The following is a 17,986-nucleotide window of genomic DNA, read 5'->3' as shown; positions in this document are numbered from 1 at the left end:
TAAATACGGGTGCAATCCTTTTTGCTATGGAAAGGTCAGTCTGCATATCCGTTTTCTTTACAGCGGTTATGACCTCCATTTAGAGAACAATTGACTGGCACGCTGGGCAAACTCCTCCAGATTAAAGTTGGAGTTGTCCAGCTTGTAGTACCATTTTTTAATCGTATCCAAAATCCATGAGGGAACCTTAACCTCCGAGATACCGGAATAAAACGTATGATACGCCCACACCAAATGCTCCCAGCGCTTGTCATCGCCTTCCTTCACGTATTCAGATACATCCAATACCTTGGCACGTCCGTCTTGCATGAGTACATTCTTGAGGTGAATATCACGGGGATTCAGCCCCTTGGATCGGACAAATTCCCTCGCCTTTTCCACATCCAGAATGACCTGCTCTGGCACAGGAATTCCTTGCAGCAGACAATCCAGCAGCGTAATACCGGATTCATAACTTATGACAATATACTTGTCGCCTTTTCCGTAATAATGAGGAAAAAAGTCAGACCCTCGCAAACGCTCATATACGTCGGCCTCCGCATCTTTCTTCTCGATCGCCATGTCTGAGTACACCTTGAACGCGTAGCCTGGCAACGTATCGAGCGTAAATACGGCCGCATCTGTCCCGATGCCAATACAGCGGACGTCTTGAGTGCCTGTTTTAATGGTAACCGGATCATTATCCTCCGTACTGTATACGGTCACTTGACTTATGATGTCTTCTGCCTGCCTCCATTGTTCTACCATGCGCGATCCCCTCCTTCTCTGTTCTAAACCAATACCAATAAAGTTAGTTCTATAACAGATAAATAGTATTACGGGTTATCTTTTGGAATGGCTTCAAAATAGGTTGATTCTTTTATAAATACGGTATGTACCGTGTCTAACGAGCGTCCGGCAGAAGCAACCTTCTTAACTCTGCATAGCTTGCTGCTGTTTTATAGATCCCCAACACGTCAGTCTCCGGGGGAGCGTTCCTGTGATTGAACCAGATCACCTGCCAATTCGCAGCTATAGCTCCCGCCACGTCATTACGCCAGGAATCCCCAATGTAGCAGCAGTGCTCTGCTAACGTTCCTGTCCGTTCGTTCACTACTTCGAAAATGCGCGGATCAGGCTTGGCATAGCCAACGGTCCCAGATACAAAGATATGCTCTGCTGCAACATGATTTTCCAGTGCCATGGCCTTGATCTTGCTCATCTGGTGTTCCTCAAGACCGTTTGTAATTAATCCAACTAAAAAGCCAGCCGAGCTCAAATCATTTATTAACGAGATCGCCCCCTCAAAAGGCTCAATTCGGTACTGACGATCTAAGTATTCTTGTTGAACATGTACTGCCTGCTCACGGGTAATTTCTACCCCGAATTCTTGTAAAGCCAGAATGAAACGGCCTTCCCTCATCTCATCCAGTTCATCCGGCCCTGCCTTCCCCTCCAATAGTCCTCCTTTAGCCGATAGTACATCGCTGTAATAGCGAATACGATGGTAGGCTTTCTCATAAGGAAAACGCTCACTCAATCCTAATACTGTACGCAATGCATCGCGTGTAGGGTGCAAATGATCGTACATCGTATCATCTACATCAAAAAAAACAGCCTTCTTTTGCAAATTCATATGCCCACTTCTTTCTGTTAAATCTTCGGATGACGCTCCTTTTCACCTTGTCCTGATATTATACCCGTTGGCCTGTTACGTTGCACCTTGTCCTTCAACTGCGCATCCTGCAATCACACTTCACGTTTGCTAACATACACTGAAAAGACCGCATTTTCACAAACTCACTTTACTTCTCTACCGAGCTAACATAGGTATCTTGTCCTGCTTTGCCCGAAAGCGTTTTATTTGACAACACACGGGTAAAAGGTCACATTTTTGAAAATATTCGTCATACAGGTTTACATTTCGTGTAAAATCACGTACCTTTTAGGGATGAACGCTTTACGGATGTACTTGGATAAGGGAGGCATACACGATGGATTCCGGTTCTAACCTAGCCTATGGATCAGCTACACCTTTGATTGAGGCACTTATAGAATTTGAAAAAGAGCTCGAAGCGAACCGGCATTCTCTGAGTTTTGATTTGGGATTGATTATGGAGCAGGGCCGCGCGCCACGATATATGGCTACACCACCAGATGTTGTTCCTTTTGCCCACGCAGGGGTGGACGGAATACATTATGGCTTTTTAACGGATTTTGGGCTTGAAAAGGACCTTTCCCGGGCCCCTATAGTATGTGTATCTCCCGTCGATTGGACGGGTGTGTGGGTGGTTGCCCGTCATTTGCAGGATTTTTTAAGCGTTGTTTATACAGAGAACAGTTCATTAAAACGATACTATGCCAGTGGAGATGACTATTCTGGACATGCAGGTCAGCGACTGCCTCAGATTGTAGATGAACGCACCGCGTTTGTACGCGAATGCTTTCGCGAACGCTTTGGTATCGAACCGATTCAGGATATGGCTGCGTATATCGACAGCTTGCGAACAGAACGGAAGCACAATGAAGCAGCTCCTACGCTAAACGGGTTGGGCATTCAGTTATCTTCTTCTGCGAAGCATAGCTCTTCTATGGAGAGTGCCCTCTTGACCGTAACGGAGCCTTTCCTTTGGGAACAACAAGGCGAAGCTGTGCGTGAGTTGTTCCACAACGGTTCGCGTGAAGCCAGGCTGGCTTTTATTCGGGATGCCCAGACACGGCATTTGTTCACCCATTCTGCTCTTCGTGCTTTTGTAGCTGGACAGCTTGAGTTGATGGGTCTGTCTGAGGCCGCAACATATCTGGAAGAGTCCTACTACACCGTTATTCCCGATATGATAGAATCATGACGAAATCCTTGGCTTCCGCCTAACATAACCGCCTCTGAAAAGGCGGCTTTTTGTGCTACAATAAATGAAAATAATAGGGCCGAACGGCCCGGTACGAATGAAAGAGAGCGAGTATGAATAATCATTCCTATCCTACTCCTGAAATCATTGAGGTTTGTCTGTTGGCGGGCAAACTGATGATGCAAAATGGAGCCGAAACCTATCGTGTTGAAGACACGATGTCCCGCATTGCTTCAGCCTATGGCATATCCCAGTCCCATAGCTATGTAACACCAACTGGGATTTTTTTTGCCATTAATGATTCGGAGCCTGCCAAGCTCATCCGCATCGTAGAGCGGACCACCGATTTGCACAAGGTGACAGAGGTCAATTCCATTTCACGTAAAATCAGCACAGGCGATTTGTCTCCTCGCGCTGCCGTCAAGGAGCTTTCGGAGATTGAACGTGGCCCCCTCCGCTATTCCAACCGTGTACAGCTGATGGCTGCTGCGTTGGCCAGCGGTTGCTTTATGATCATGTTTGGTGGAGTGTGGCGAGATTTCCCCGCAGCTGTGTTATGCGGAGGTATCGGATTTGCAGCTGTACAGTATTTTCACAGGCTCGTTAAGGTTAAGTTTTTCTCAGAGTTTTCTGCATCTTTTCTAATCGGCTTGCTGGCGGCTCTATTAACGATAGTAGGCTGGGGACAGATGATGGATAAAATTATTATTGGCTCTGTCATGCCACTGGTTCCAGGCTTGCTAATTACAAATGCCATCCGTGATTTAATGTCCGGGCACCTTGTTTCGGGTCTTTCCAAGGGAGCCGATGCTTGCCTGACGTCTTTCGGCATTGGAGCTGGCGTTGCGGTTATCATTTCTTATATGTGATTCGGAGGAGATTCAAGTCTATGCTTGCACAATTATTCACAAGCTTTATTGCCACCGCTGCTTTCGGCATACTTTTCCATGCCCCCCGGCGTTCACTACTGCAATGCGGTTTTGTTGGTATGCTAGGCTGGCTTGTCTATTATTCAACCACGGACAGCATGGGGCCTGTGAGCGCCAGCCTTTTGGCAACGATTCTCATCGGCATCGTCAGTCAAGGCTTTGCGCGGCTGTACAAAATGCCTGTGATTATTTTCAGTGTGGCAGGCATGATTCCGCTCGTTCCAGGGGGAATGGCCTATAATGCCATGCGCCAGTTCGTACAACAACATTATCCTCAGGCACTGGAGCTGGCCATGAGCACGCTGATGATCGCAGGTGCTATTGCTGTCGGTTTGGTGCTGTCTGAGGTGCTTAATCAAATTTTTCACAGCATACGTTTTAAACCACAGCGCTAAAAGCGATGAAAATAGCAAAGTAAAAGAGGCTGCTCCTAAAATCAACCGCAGTGTTTGAGAAGATTTTGGAAACAGCCTTTTTCTGTACACATTACAAAGAATATTTAACTGTCATAAGCTATTATTCATCCACTCGCTTACCCAATATCGCTAAATCTCGCTCTATGCTGTCGAGCACAGCTACACGCGGATAGTATCCCCATTGCTCAAAACCAAACTTCTGCAGCAGCCCAATACTTGGCTCATTATGACCAAAAACAAATCCCAACAACGTTGTAATCCCCAGTCTCGGACATTCATTTAGCAAGTGCTGTACCAGTCGACTTCCTGTTCCTGTTCCACGAGAATCCTCATGGACGTATATGCTAATTTCTGCTGTACCGTTATAAGCTGGACGCCCATAAAAGGACTGAAGGCTGGCCCATCCGGCAATTGCACCCTTTTGTTTTAATACCCACAAAGGGCGGTGGTTTTCCTGATGAGCCTCAAACCATGGAATACGGCTCTCCACTGTCACCGGTTCCAGATCTGCCGTGACCATTCGTCCTGCGATCGTAGAATTATAAATGTCCACAATATCGGGAAGATCCTCTCTGCACGCAAATTCAATGGAAAAAGATTGGTCCTGATTCATTATTCGTATCCGCCTCCTATTGTGTGATTTATTTATTGTACAAGACAAGCGCCCGATCAGCCATATCGAGTTGTTTTGCGGATTAGTCCCAAAGGGTTTTATAATAGAGCTTGAAGATAAGGAAAAATAAAAACGGGGAAAGCGATTTAACACGATGAGACGGGAGGTATGTTTCGGAGTCAGGGATTCTGAAGCAGCTTAATATGAATATTGGAACTCAACTCTTGATTTTGGAAATACCTATGGAATCTTTTTTTGGAAAAACGACTATTTATCCTGTACTGCTCAAGGACGAGGATGGACTTACACTGATTGACACGGGAATGCTCGGCCAATTGGAGCCATTACGCAAGGCTATCTCAGATGTGGGTGAGGATATCAGCCGCGTGAAAAGAATTATTTTAACACATCAGGATATTGACCATATCGGAAATGTTCATGCACTGCTGGATCTGCTGCCGAATACTGCCCTGTTAGCCCATAAGGATGACGTTCCTTACATGACAGGAGAGCGACCGTTTGTGAAGCTGACGCCCGAACGGATTAAACAAATGGATACTGTGCTCAAGCAGCAAGCAGAGGATATGATTCGCCGCCTGCCAGATTTGCGCTTTGCTCATATTCTTGAGGACGGTGAGCATCTGCCTTATGGTGGGGGCATACAGATTATTCATACACCCGGTCACACGCCCGGGCATATAAGCTTGTATGTGCCCGCACAAAAGCTACTATTGGCAGCAGATGAACTGCTGGTAGTCGAAGGTGAACTGGTCGGTCCTGCAGAGTCGGCTACGCCGGATATGCCGCTGGCCCTGAAGAGCCTCGATAAACTAACTGTATTGGATGTCGAGAAGGTACTCTGCTACCATGGTGGTTACTATGATCAGAATGTACAGGCACGACTGCAAACATTGTGTCAGGAAAGAGAATAAGTCATTCAATGCTATAAATAATTATGTATGAAGAGCTATAATGAATAAATAGACAGAAAGGAATGAGACTTTATGAATGAGAAAATAACCCGACTGTATGATGAACTGAAGTCACAGTCTTGGGACGGCCTGCTTGTGACCGATCCTAAACATATTTACTATCTGACGGGCTTTGCCAGTGATCCGCATGAGCGTTTTCTGGGTCTGGTGTTGCTTCGGGACCAAGAACCAGAACTGATCGTACCCGCCCTGGATGCAGAAGCCGCCCAAGCTGCTTCTTCTGTGACTCGTATATCCACCCACACCGATACGGACAATCCATATGATCTGCTGCGTCAACGTACAGGCACCGGTGTGAAAGCATTCGCGCTGGAAAAGGAGCACGTCTCCGTCCTCCGTTACGAACAGCTACATACTGCCATTGGCGCGGCTCAATATGTGGATCTAGGTCCAGTGCTTCAAGAAATGCGTGTGAGAAAAACTCCTGAGGAAGTACAACGTCTGAAACATGCAGCTCGTTTGGTAGAAGATGCTCTTCGTCACGGTCTCACCCATGTGCGCGAAGGGGTGACGGAAGTTGAGCTGGTGGCAGAAATCGTATACCAGATGAAAAAGATTGGCGCAGATGGCCCGTCCTTTGACACAACAGTGCTGTCTGGACCCAAAACAGCCTTGCCTCATGGTGTTCCAGGCACCCGCAAGCTACAGCATGGCGATCTGCTCATGTTTGATATGGGCGTATACTCCGATGGCTATGCTTCGGATATTACACGTACTTTTGCTTTTGGAAAGCTATCGACTGAGCTGGAAACGATTTATAATACGGTTCTTCGCTCGAACGAAGCGGGAATTGCCGCCATTCGCCCGGGAGTTTCCTGCGCATCCGTAGATCAGGCAGCACGGGCTGTTGTTGAAGCCGCTGGATATGGCCCTGCCTTTAACCATCGAGTTGGACACGGCCTTGGCATGAGTGTTCACGAATATCCATCTGTACACGGAGGCAATAGTGATCTGCTTCATGAAGGCTTCGTGTTCACAATCGAACCCGGCATCTATGTGCCAGGCCTCGGCGGTGTGCGGATTGAAGATGACGTTCTGGTCACCTCTGATGGTGTTGAAGTGCTTACCTCTTTTCCAAAAGAACTGACAGTGCTGGGATAAAAACATCGCTATTCATTATATCGGTATGTAAAAAGTATGAAAAAAGGAGGGGCAGCCCCAAGCCATTATGGCTTGAGGGTTTGCTCCTCCTCTTCTATAAAGCGGAAATTGCGTGCGATGTACAAAATGGGTGTACCCGCCGCGGTCAGTACAAATTTTAAGATGTAGGTGGTGAATAATATCTCGAGCCATATCCCCCACGCATAACCGTAAAAGGCAATAGTACAGAAAATGAGCGTATCTATAAACGAGCTGATCATCGTGCTGCCATTGCCGCGAATCCAGAGCTGATGACGTTCCGGAAAAAACTTACGAATCCAGGCATACAGACGCACGTCCAGCAATTGACTGACCGCATAGGCTGTCAAGCTGGCAAGCGCAAGCCTTGGCAACAATCCAAACAGCTGTTGCATCGGTGTCTGGGCAAAATCCGTTGCAGTAGGCTGGAACTGCAGCACCATTTGCATCGTTATCGTCGTCATAATCAGAGTAAAAAAGCCGAACCACACAGCTTTACGCGCCTCTTTAGGCCCATATTTTTCATTCAGTAAGTCACTGGCCATATACATAGAAACATACATCGTATTTCCCAATGTCGTGGTAATACCGACCAGATCAATCGTTTTGGTTACCTGAATGTTGGCTAGTACAGTAGCAACACCAATCCAGGCGTACAGCCCTTTTTTACCGAACAACCGAAAACATAACAAAAAGAACATAAAATTGACGAGGACAAAAGCTGCCCCCCATAACAGATTAAACATGAAATCCTCCTAGTTTTGATAGCGCGGGATGGTTGCGAACCGCGGTTCATCCGAAGCAAGCCGGAAAAACATTATTTTAATGTATCATAGATTAGGATTCGTGAACAGCTATAATTTACACTGTCCTAAACTCAATACAAAGAGCCGACCTTATGGCCGGCTCTTTGTATTGAGTACATTCTGTACGTGTGTTATATAGGCTACAGATGCGATAGGGGAAGGCATCGTACACCTTTCGTTTATCATTTACTTAGGAGTGTGCCGTTGCATCCAAATCCATGCCATGATTGTTGAACACGTCTTGATCGTTCTCCTTGAGCACCTTGCCTGAAATGAGACCTGCGGTAATAGAATCATTGACATTTAACGCTGTGCGTCCCATATCAATCAACGGTTCGACTGAGATGAGCAATCCTGCCAATGCCACTGGAAGATTCATGGTGGAAAGCACGATCAGGGAAGCGAAAGTGGCACCACCGCCTACACCCGCCACGCCAAACGAGCTGACCGTAACGACCAGAATAAGCGTGAGGATAAAATCCCAGCTCGTTGGATCAATACCCACGGTTGGAGCAATCATGACCGCCAGCATTGCCGGATAAATACCAGCACAGCCGTTTTGCCCAATAGTCGCTCCCAAGGTCGCAGACAGATTCGCGATGCCGTCGGACACACCAAGCTTTTTCGTTTGTGTTTCAACATTTAACGGAATGGTCGCTGCACTGGAACGAGAAGTAAAAGCAAAAACCAATGTAGGCAATACCTTTTTCACATACGTCACCGGATTATAGCCGAACAAGGCCAGCAAAATAAGATGAATGATAAACATGACCAACAGAGCCACATAAGAAGCGAGCACAAACTTGATTAGCTTCAAAATTTCATCCGGATTGGTCGTAGCTACTACTTTAGTGATCAGTGCTAAAATGCCGTAAGGAGTCAATCTCAGCACCAGAGTTACAATCCGCATCACTACAGCGTACACTGCATCGATCACTTTACGGAAGGTTTGCGCCTGTTCTGGTTTTTTACGATCCAATCCGAGCACAGCCACACCGATAAAGGCCGAGAAAATGACCACCGCCAGCGTCGACGTACGACGTGCTCCCGTCATATCCTCAAAAGGATTTGAAGGAATAAATTCCAGCACCTGCTGTGGAATGGTCATGTCCTGAACTGTTCCAAGGCGCTCTTCCATCTTCAAGCCCTGTGCTTGTTCCTTCTCCCCACCTTGAATCTCAATTGCCTTTAGATCAAACGACAAGCTGGTTACAATACTAACTGAAGCAGCAATTGCCGTTGTAATCAGTAGTACTGCAATAATGGACACGCTGATTTTGCCAAGGTTCTGTCTTCCCTTCAAATTCATAATAGCCGAAATAATCGACACCATGATAAGCGGAATAACTACCATTTGCAGCAAACGGACATAACCATTACCTGCGAGGTTGAACCAATCAACTGATTTTGTAATGACCTCTGAGCCTGCACCATAGGCATATTGTAGAACAGCCCCGTAGATCAGTCCGAAGCCAAGTCCGGCAAATACCCTTTTTGTGAAGGAGATGTGCTTTTTCTGCATCCAGACCAATACGCCTAGCAGCAAAAGCAGCACGATTACATTTAAAATAATAAAGAAGGTATCCATGTATTATTTCCTCCAAACTTATACTTAATATGTTTTATAAGGTGATCCTTCAATCCGAAGATTACTATATCACAAAACCAACTATTTTTGTAGGTTTTATTACAATAAAATAGTTAAGCAGCTTCCACTTTGGGTTTTATTGAAAATGCCAAACAGCAAGCCTTCATCTTTCGAAGGCTTGCTGTTTTTTGTCCTGAACACAACGACATGTATTCAACTTAGGCGTAAAATCTTTATCAGCCGTTAGACGATCACTGTGTATAGCAGTTCCTGTTCCTTAACCACTTTATGCTGATTATCAGCGGACTCCAACTCGCTAAACTGAGCTACATTCGTAACAATAACAGGCGTTATCGTTTCGTAACCAGCCTTGCGGATTTCCACCAGATCAAACTCCAGCACGAGGTCTCCTACCTTCACGCGATCTCCTGCTTTAAGATGAGGCGTAAAATGAAGTCCTTTTAGTTTAACCGTATCCATCCCAACGTGAATGAGCATTTCAAGTCCTGAATCACTCACCAATCCAACAGCATGCCCACTTTTGGAAATGGAGAACACTGTGCCATCCACTGGGGAAACAACCCGGCCTTCGGATGGTTCAATAGCCCAACCTCTACCCATGATTTCTTGAGAAAATGCAGGGTCATTGACTTCACTGAGCGGCTTAACTTCACCCATAATCGGGCTGTATACCGGGATTTTCTCACCTTTCGGCAGTGAGGACACAGCAGATTGTGCTATTTCATCAGTGGAGATGTCTCCGCCAGCGTCTGTTGTTGCTTGTGGTGCTTCTTCGTTCTTTTCATCTGTAAAGCCGATCAAATAGGTAACAATCGTAGCAACCACAAATGCAATAATAAGACCCAGGATTGCGTATAAGAAAGTCGGTCCAATAAACATCGCCAGACCAGGCACACCAACCAATCCACCCATGACATACGCTTTTGTACCAAACAAGCTCATGAAGCCCCCGCCGACGGCTCCGCCGATCAACGCAGCAGTAAATGGTTTTTTAAACCGCATATTTACACCATACATTGCAGGCTCGGTTACACCCATAATAGCTGTCAAGCTCGTAGAGAAAGCCACTGTTTTGACTTTGGCATTTTTTGATTTTAAGAATACACCCAGTGCAGCACCAGCCTGTGCCAAGTTGGCTGCTCCCATAATTGGAATCATGTAGTCAAAGCCCAACGTTGCAATCGATCCAATCATAATAGGAACCAACGCATAGTGCATACCTGTCATAATGATCAGGGAGAAGGTACCGCCTAGCAGCAGACCTGCAAGTGCACCTGTATTTTCAAACAACCAAGAGATACCGCCTGACAGGCCATTACCAATAATGGAGCCGAGCGGCCCTACAGCAACCAAAGTCAAAGGTACAATAATCAATAAAGTCAATGTCGGAACAACGAGCAACTTCAGTGATGCATGTGTATACTTATCAATGAATTTTTCAACATAAGATGCCAGCCAGACCGCAATAACGATTGGAATCACGGTCGAAGAATATGTGGCCGCTGTCACCGGAAGACCAATAAAGCTAACCTTCACGTTAGATGCCAGTAAAGCTGTAATCGTCGGGTGCAAAATGGAAGCACCAATCGCCGCACCAATAAACATATTACTGCCGAGTTTTCTAGCAGCACTGACAGCCAGAATAATAGGCAGGAAGTAGAACGCACCGTCACCTATTGCCGCTAAAATCGTATAGGTTTGACTCTTATCGGACATCCAGTTCATTGCCACTAAAAGAGCAATGATCCCTTTGATCATACCTGCGCCGGTGATCGCTGGCAAAATCGGTGTAAACATACCCGCAATAAAGTCGAACAGTTTGCTGATCGGGTTTTGTTTTTTCTTAGATGCAGTGCTTGCTCCTGAGTCACTTTGCGGAGCCTTGGACATGTTGCTCACCAACGATTTGTACACGTTAGCTACGTCATTACCGATAATAACCTGAAACTGGCCGCCACTCTCCATGACTCCCATGACGCCATCCGTTTTCTGCAACTGCTCTTTCTGAGCTTTCTTATCATCATGAAGGTTGAAGCGCAAGCGGGTCATGCAGTGAATGACCTGCTCTACGTTTTCTTCACCACCAACCAGTGTAAGTATCTCTTTGGATAATTGATTTCGATCCATGAGGTGTTCCTCTTTTCTTTTAAGGTATAAAATAAAATGCGCAAATGGGCAATAAAAAACCTGAATACAGAAAGCAGACAGCTTTATAAAAAGCCAATCTTCTTTCAGCATTCAGGTTTTGCCTTCTGGTTTAGAAGTAGCAATCCTAAATCCCTGATCATACATAAAATCATTGATTTTTAATGATACGCTCGATATGAATGGTGAGATACAACATCTCATCCTGGGACAAGCTTCGACCATAGATTTTAGTGGTATAATCTCTTATTTTTTCCGCGCAGGCGTAAGCATTCTTATACTGAACCTTAACCATATCATGAAGGGAATTATCTGTATTTTGTACAGGGGTCCCATTCATTACCCGTTGAGCAAAAAATTTGAGATGTGTAATAAAGCGGTAATAGCTTAACGACTCTTCATCCAGATCCATTACAAAAAAGCGACTTACAATATTTATGATATCCTTGACAATGTTAGTCAGGGTTATCGTTTCGCGCATTTCGCTATTAAGCTGTGCATTCACCAAATGTAAGGCGATAAATGCTCCTTCATCATCTGGAAGTGTAACTCCCAGCTTGTCCTGAATCATGTGCAGTGCTTTGGTCCCAATCGTGAATTCCTTACGGTACATTCGCTTGATTTCCCAGTAAAGTGCATTTTTGATATCCATACCCAAGCGATAACGCTCTATGGCAAAATGGATATGATCCGTCAGCGAAATATAGATGCTGTCATGCAACTCTACACCAAGTATCGTTTTGGCATATTGGATGATTTCATCAGAAATTTCAACATATTCAATAGGGATATCAGACATCAGGGTCATGAGTTTGCGGGAAACCTCGGTACTTTCAAGTTTGAAAATTTTCTCGATTTTCTCTTCTTCAATCTCATCGCCTGTGTTTTTTTTAAAAGCAATTCCTCTTCCCATAATGACTAATTCTTTCTGCTGTTCATCAGTGACCGTTACGACGTTATTATTCAGCACCTTTGCTATCTTCATTCCATCACCTTAAGCCGCTTGGAGTAGTAAAAAAAGGCAATACCAAAACTGACACATAGTGCCTGCTTATGGTTTTGCCCGATACGCTCAGTAACAATCCACGATTGTGCAGTTTTGAATAACTGACACCATAATATCATATAAAGACTGAGGTGACAAGTTTTTTTGTAAACACTTTCATGAGGCTTTTGGGCATTGGCACGCCTTAGCTGCCAGGGCTCTTTTCCACAACCGAGTTCGGAGAAGCATTCATGCCAGATGTGGACACTACTTGCGAATGCTCATCTTTTTCATCCACAAAGCCCATAAAATACGTAATTACGCCAGCTGTAACTAATGAGATTAACATTCCCAAAATAGCATATATAAATGTAGGACCGACGAATAATCCCAAGCTGGGCAGACCTGATATACCACCAATAGCCGTTGCTTCAGTTCCAAATAAACTCATAAATGCACCACCGAGAGCCCCTCCGATCAACGCCGCAACAAAAGGCTTCTTAAAGCGCATTGTGACTCCATACATCGCCGGCTCAACCACCCCCATCATGGCAAGCAAGCCTGTCCAAAAGGCCAGCGTTTTCACTTTGACATTTTTGGATTTAAAAAACACGCCAAATGCTGCACCTGTCTGAGCAAGTACCGCTGCCACTACCACAGGAAAGACATGATCGTAGCCCAGTGTTGCAAGCGAGCTGATCATAATCGGTACCATTATATATTGCATACCTGCCATAATAAGCAATGACATCGCGCCCCCGAGCAGCAGCCCTGCAAACACTCCTGCATTATCAAATAACCATGCGAGTCCATCCGATAAATGTTGACCGAGATACCCCCACAACGGGCCAAGAACGAACATCATCAAAGGTATAAAAATCATCAGAGTCAAAGTCGGGACAGCCACTACTTTAAGCCAATAGGGGGTATGCTTGTCTAACCATTTTTCCACATACGACGCCATCCAAACGACAACAAGCATTAGTATTATGGAAGAAGCAGACTGCCCGTCTATGACTGACAAGTCGCCAAAGCGAACCTCCTCACCAGACTGGAACAACTCTGTCAGGCGGGGATGCAATACTGATGCTCCGATGGCAGCCGCAACAAACATATTGCTGTTCAGCTTTCTTGCCGCACTTGCCGCAAATAGAATGGGCAAAAAATAGAATACCCCATCGCTGATAACCAATAAAATGGTATACGCCTGTTGATCAGATAACAAACTAGTAAATACCTGTTGGTCTGAAAACAAAAAACCTAAGGACATGAAAATAGATATTAATACCTTGATCATTCCCGCCCCAATCATTGCCGGCAAGATCGGAGTGAATACGCCTGATACATAATCTAATAGACGACTTATCGGATTTCTCCCTGTGGCAGCTCTGTAACTTCCGGAAGTCTGCTCCTGTTCATCTTCTCCCCTGACCTGCGAAATCATTTCTTTGGAAAGTAAATCCCGATTCATAACTACCTTTTCCCCTTTTTATATGTATATTGAAGACCACTTTCGAACTTACCAAACCAAGCTTAGAAGAATATTGTAATAAAAGCGGTATTCCTTATGCTACTTATATTACTTCTTTTTTACAATAGTTTTAAAGAAGGAGTAATTTATTCGTTTTTATGCACCTGATAATTTACATCTAACTTACATCTAAACACCTAAGACCATAGTTATATATTTTTTGTTTGTTTTTGGGCAAATATGACTATTCAACCGCCTGTTAATTATGTAAAATAGGTCTAACCTACTTTTTAGTAAATCATGGATTACTTCCCTTTCACATTCTTGTCCCTTGAATACAGCTGAAATATACATAGAATCCGAACATTTTCAGTCTTTTCTTCAAGCAAGGAGAGGAAAACAAGTAGATCATGGCGTGTCTAGTATCTTATTGGACAAGCGGCCTACATCAAGCAGGGAAATTCGTCTGATTTTATTACCATCATGTGAGAGGAGAATTTTCATGAAGAGTTTTAATCGTTCCATTGGCGCGAAATTACGAATTATGTTTTTGCTGATTCAGCTCTTTGCATCCCTTTTATTCAGCATCAGTTTCTATGCAATATCCATGAGTATCATTAATAACAGTGTCATGCCTCAAGTAGACCAATTACTAGAAACTGGAGCTAAAAATGTGTATCAGGATCTCAATATTTCCTTAGCGGTTCAGGCCCAACAAGGAAGCGGTTCTGATTCCGGCTCCGCTATACAGATGGAATCCTATCTTCAGGACAAGGTCGACACTCTCAAATTAGAATCGGCATATATCGCGGTAGTAAAGGATGGTAAAGCCGAAGTCGTCGCAAGGAATGTAAAATCAGTATACAAGGTCAAGGATGCACTCATTCCTGTAGAGGATATTAAAAAAGCAAAACAAGGCGAGATGAATATCAGTGAAATTTACAGCGATTCGTACGGAGTACACAAAACCGCCTTCTTTGCTATATCGGGTAGTAATCTAGTTCTGGGCGTGAACGAAGATGTCGGATTCGTACAGGAAAAATCCCAACAAATTTTATGGATTTGCATAGGTATTACAGTGGCAACGCTCCTGCTGGGCGGAATTATTTCTACCCTCGTGATACGTAAAGTTGTAGAACCCATTGCTGAATTGGTTCGTCATAGCGAAAAAATCGCTCAAGGTGATCTTTCACAAGAAGCGAAGGTTCATGGAGTCAATGAAATTGCCCAACTTGCCCGCAGCTTCCAATCAATGTCTCATAACTTGAAAGAAATGATCGGCCATGTGCTTTCTACATCCGGTGCGGTTGTTGAAGGATCGGACGAGCTGCTTCGTCGGACTGAGGCTATGAGTGTAAAAGTGCAGGACTCTACAGTTGCCGCAGAGGAAGTAGCAAAGGGCAGTACCAGCATAGCTACAACTGCTGCTGAAAATGCACAGGCTATGGAGGAAATCGCTCAAGGTGTTCAGCACATCGCCTCCTCTGCCAATGATGTATCCGATCAAATCAGTGAAGCAACGAAAGAAACGGTTAACGGTAATACGCTCGCTCAAAAAGCTGTAGCTCAAATGTCACAGGTAGGACATGCTGCCGATGAATCGCTTCGATACATCCATAGTATGAATGAGCGCTCAGAAGCCATTGGCAGTATCGTTTCGGCTATTTTCGATATTACGAAGCAAATTCAAATGTTGTCCCTGAATGCCTCCATTGAAGCTGCCCGTGCGGGCGAACATGGACGGGGCTTCGCCGTAGTAGCTGGAGAAGTACGCAAGCTTGCCGAGCAATCTAAAGAAGCCACACAAGAAATTTCTGACTATTTGGTTACCATTCAAGAAGTATCGCAACAATCTGTGGACTCTGTGACCCAGGTTAGCCGTGAAATTCATTCGGGAACGGAAATGGTTCAACAAGCGAGCTCAGCCTTTAACCAGCTAAGTGAGCTTATGCAAAAGATCAATGCTACGATTCAAACGGTATCTGCAGCAACGGAGCAAGTATCCGCCAGCTCGGAGGAAGTATCTGCTTCCGTGGAAGAGACAGCTCTCATCGCTGCCAATGCACAGCATATGATTCAAGAAATCGGTTTTAACGCCGATGAGCAACTAAATGAAATGGAAAGCCACAGCGAGGTTGTTCGCCAATTAAGCAAACAAGCAACCGAGCTGCAAAAGGCAGTTCAAAAATTTAAAATTACGTAAGCCGATACAATAGAGGATTTTGCAAAAATCCCATAAGCGACTTCCAATGGACAAGATGTAGATCGAAATGGTTTAGTTCGTCTATATCTTGCACTTCAGAGCGACTGGAATCGAATTTTGCAAAATCCTGAATAAAAAGAGGTATCTCACAGTCTTGAAAATGGCTGTAGAGATACCTCTTTATTTTTTAAAAGTGATTTTAATAATCATCCATGAAGTTTATGAATTCATTCCCATAATACGATAAATTTGCTCCATATCTAAATGAGCCCGTACCACCTCTGCGACACGGTCAAACTCTCGTTCCTTGGCTTCACGTACAGTAAAAGTGCTTTTTAAAGGTGCCAAGCCCTTAGCTTGTCGCAATCCATCCAGCCAGCACCGGCGAAAACGGTCATTATCAAACACACCGTGCAAATAGGTTCCCCATACTTTACCGTCTGTCGTACCCCAGCCTTCCTCAAAAGCTGTTCCTTCGCCACGCCGGATATGGAATAGCCTTTTCATTTCGCTTAGGCTTAAAGTTTTATCTATAGGTGCGTATGGTTCCGTAACATACTCCGTAACGCCCATATGTATTTCATAGCCTTCAATGCTTGGCTTAGAGGCAGAACCCGAATCAGGCGCAAGCAAAAGCGGGCAATGATTAGACAGGGTTCCCAGTACGCGTACGGTTTGCTTTTCCTTTAAAAAGGTCGTGGATAGAGCCAGCCAACCTAACCCTTCTGCCTGCTGCGGCAACCCAGATTCGACGGCTTCGGGATCAAATAGCGCTGTACCCAGCATCTGATAACCTCCACAAATGCCAACTAGCTGTGTGCGTCCAGTATTCATAGCCTGCCGAATGTCTTTCTCCAGACCTCTCTCACGCAATTCCAGCAGGTCTCCAATAGTGTCTTTGGTCCCCGGTAAGATAATGGCGTCCGGTACGCCCAACTGTCCGGCTTCTGTGACATAACGAACACTCACATCCGGCTCTGCGGCCAGAGCATCCGTGTCCGTAAAATTGGAAATCCGCGGATATCGTATCACCGCAATATCCAGTTCTTTACCTTTTGCAGATTGCTTGGGCTTCTTGTCCAGTACTACCGAATCCTCTGCTTCAATGCGAATGTCTGGTAGATAGGGCAATACACCGAGTACAGGAATGCCCGTCCGTTCTTCCAGCCAGTCTAATCCCGGTTGAAGCAGAGACAGATCACCTCTGAATTTGTTAATGATAAATCCGCGGATACGCTGTACTTCATGGGGTTCCAGTAACTCGATGGTTCCTACGAGAGAGGCAAAAACACCGCCCCGGTCGATATCTGAAATAAGCAACACTGGTGCATCCGCCCAACCTGCCAAATTCATATTTACGATATCTCGGTCCTTCAAATTAATCTCTGCCGGGCTGCCTGCCCCTTCCATAAGGACAATATCATAGGTATCACGCAACCGATTCAGAGCATCCATAACGGTCTGTTTGGCTTTTGGCAAAAAATCCTTCCGGTAATCGGAGGCGCTCATATAGGCATAAGGTACACCGTGTACAACAATTTGTGAGTGCATATCTTTGACTGGCTTAATCAGAATCGGATTCATGTCAGTCGTGGCCTCAATACCGCAGGCCTCAGCCTGCACACCCTGAGCGCGTCCAATTTCCTTGCCGTCCTCGGTAACATAAGAGTTTAACGCCATATTTTGCGACTTAAACGGTGCGGGACGATATCCGTCCTGCGTAAAAATACGGCAAAGCGCAGTTGTCACCACGCTTTTGCCCACATCCGACGCTGTTCCTTGAAGCATCAATACGGCTGCCGGGTTCGTGCAGGACGGTTCGAAAGTTGACAATTGCCTCTTCCCCTTTAACGAATTCATTTCAAATCTG

General features: G+C 45.2%; 15 protein-coding genes. 6 read left to right on the top strand and 9 right to left on the bottom strand.

The features are described 5' to 3' along the window. Window positions 1-66: 66 nt before the first annotated feature. Window positions 67-747: a serine/threonine protein kinase gene (locus MKY24_RS07205; RefSeq protein WP_023987697.1), complete on the bottom strand. Its 681-nt coding sequence runs from the start codon at window positions 745-747 to the stop codon at window positions 67-69. Between the two features lie 136 nt (window positions 748-883). Continuing rightward, window positions 884-1,615 carry an HAD family hydrolase gene (locus MKY24_RS07200; protein WP_076158147.1) on the bottom strand — a complete coding sequence of 244 codons (732 nt, stop codon included), beginning with the start codon at window positions 1,613-1,615 and terminating at the stop codon, window positions 884-886. A gap of 358 nt (window positions 1,616-1,973) precedes the next feature. On the opposite strand from MKY24_RS07200, the gene MKY24_RS07195 reads away from it, so the two are divergent. The 3 genes from MKY24_RS07195 to MKY24_RS07185 all read left to right on the top strand — a co-directional run bounded on the left by MKY24_RS07195 (window position 1,974) and on the right by MKY24_RS07185 (window position 4,152). Continuing rightward, on the top strand, window positions 1,974-2,828 hold the full coding sequence (locus tag MKY24_RS07195) for a hypothetical protein (RefSeq protein WP_339201659.1): 855 nt from the start codon (window positions 1,974-1,976) through the stop codon (window positions 2,826-2,828). Window positions 2,829-2,941: 113 nt separating this feature from the next. Next, complete coding sequence (locus tag MKY24_RS07190; RefSeq protein WP_013309319.1) at window positions 2,942-3,697, top strand: threonine/serine exporter family protein; 756 nt, start codon at window positions 2,942-2,944, stop codon at window positions 3,695-3,697. A 20-nt stretch (window positions 3,698-3,717) separates the two neighbouring features. Next, complete coding sequence (locus MKY24_RS07185; RefSeq protein WP_013309318.1) at window positions 3,718-4,152, top strand: threonine/serine exporter family protein; 435 nt, start codon at window positions 3,718-3,720, stop codon at window positions 4,150-4,152. Between the two features lie 121 nt (window positions 4,153-4,273). Here the strand turns inward: MKY24_RS07185 and MKY24_RS07180 are convergent, their stop codons facing one another. Continuing rightward, the gene (locus MKY24_RS07180) at window positions 4,274-4,786 is read right to left on the bottom strand and encodes an N-acetyltransferase family protein (RefSeq protein WP_339201658.1); all 513 of its coding nucleotides are present in this window, start codon (window positions 4,784-4,786) and stop codon (window positions 4,274-4,276) included. Window positions 4,787-4,989: 203 nt separating this feature from the next. Between MKY24_RS07180 and MKY24_RS07175 the strand changes: the two genes are divergently transcribed. Both MKY24_RS07175 and MKY24_RS07170 read left to right on the top strand, forming a co-directional pair. Further along, a complete protein-coding gene (locus tag MKY24_RS07175; protein ID WP_028543006.1) occupies window positions 4,990-5,718 on the top strand; it encodes an MBL fold metallo-hydrolase in 729 nt (242 codons plus the stop codon). Window positions 5,719-5,790: 72 nt separating this feature from the next. Continuing rightward, window positions 5,791-6,879, top strand: a complete 1,089-nt coding sequence (locus MKY24_RS07170) for a Xaa-Pro peptidase family protein (protein ID WP_339201657.1) — start codon at window positions 5,791-5,793, stop codon at window positions 6,877-6,879. A gap of 65 nt (window positions 6,880-6,944) precedes the next feature. Here the strand turns inward: MKY24_RS07170 and MKY24_RS07165 are convergent, their stop codons facing one another. From MKY24_RS07165 to MKY24_RS07145, 5 genes are all read right to left on the bottom strand, one after another. Beyond that, window positions 6,945-7,643, bottom strand: a complete 699-nt coding sequence (locus MKY24_RS07165) for a queuosine precursor transporter (RefSeq protein ID WP_023987659.1) — start codon at window positions 7,641-7,643, stop codon at window positions 6,945-6,947. A 250-nt stretch (window positions 7,644-7,893) separates the two neighbouring features. Further along, window positions 7,894-9,291: an L-cystine transporter gene (locus MKY24_RS07160; protein WP_025724316.1), complete on the bottom strand. Its 1,398-nt coding sequence runs from the start codon at window positions 9,289-9,291 to the stop codon at window positions 7,894-7,896. Between the two features lie 243 nt (window positions 9,292-9,534). After that, the gene (locus MKY24_RS07155; RefSeq protein WP_053324917.1) at window positions 9,535-11,439 is read right to left on the bottom strand and encodes a beta-glucoside-specific PTS transporter subunit IIABC; all 1,905 of its coding nucleotides are present in this window, start codon (window positions 11,437-11,439) and stop codon (window positions 9,535-9,537) included. Between the two features lie 169 nt (window positions 11,440-11,608). Beyond that, a complete protein-coding gene (locus MKY24_RS07150) occupies window positions 11,609-12,442 on the bottom strand; it encodes a PRD domain-containing protein (RefSeq protein WP_068939930.1) in 834 nt (277 codons plus the stop codon). 205 nt (window positions 12,443-12,647) lie between these two features. Next, on the bottom strand, window positions 12,648-13,913 hold the full coding sequence (locus MKY24_RS07145; RefSeq protein WP_069081077.1) for a PTS transporter subunit EIIC: 1,266 nt from the start codon (window positions 13,911-13,913) through the stop codon (window positions 12,648-12,650). A 502-nt stretch (window positions 13,914-14,415) separates the two neighbouring features. Between MKY24_RS07145 and MKY24_RS07140 the strand changes: the two genes are divergently transcribed. Beyond that, on the top strand, window positions 14,416-16,116 hold the full coding sequence (locus MKY24_RS07140) for a methyl-accepting chemotaxis protein (RefSeq protein WP_023987654.1): 1,701 nt from the start codon (window positions 14,416-14,418) through the stop codon (window positions 16,114-16,116). A 219-nt stretch (window positions 16,117-16,335) separates the two neighbouring features. Here MKY24_RS07140 and MKY24_RS07135 read toward each other — a convergent pair whose 3' ends face one another. Further along, window positions 16,336-17,949: a cobyric acid synthase gene (locus MKY24_RS07135; protein WP_034094997.1), complete on the bottom strand. Its 1,614-nt coding sequence runs from the start codon at window positions 17,947-17,949 to the stop codon at window positions 16,336-16,338. Window positions 17,950-17,986 lie beyond the last annotated feature (37 nt).

Source organism: Paenibacillus sp. FSL P2-0322 (genome assembly GCF_037975315.1).
Taxonomy (GTDB): Bacteria; Bacillota; Bacilli; order Paenibacillales; family Paenibacillaceae; genus Paenibacillus; species Paenibacillus polymyxa_B.
The sequence above is the reverse complement of the archived record's forward strand: the minus strand, read 5'-3'. Positions and strand labels throughout refer to the sequence as shown.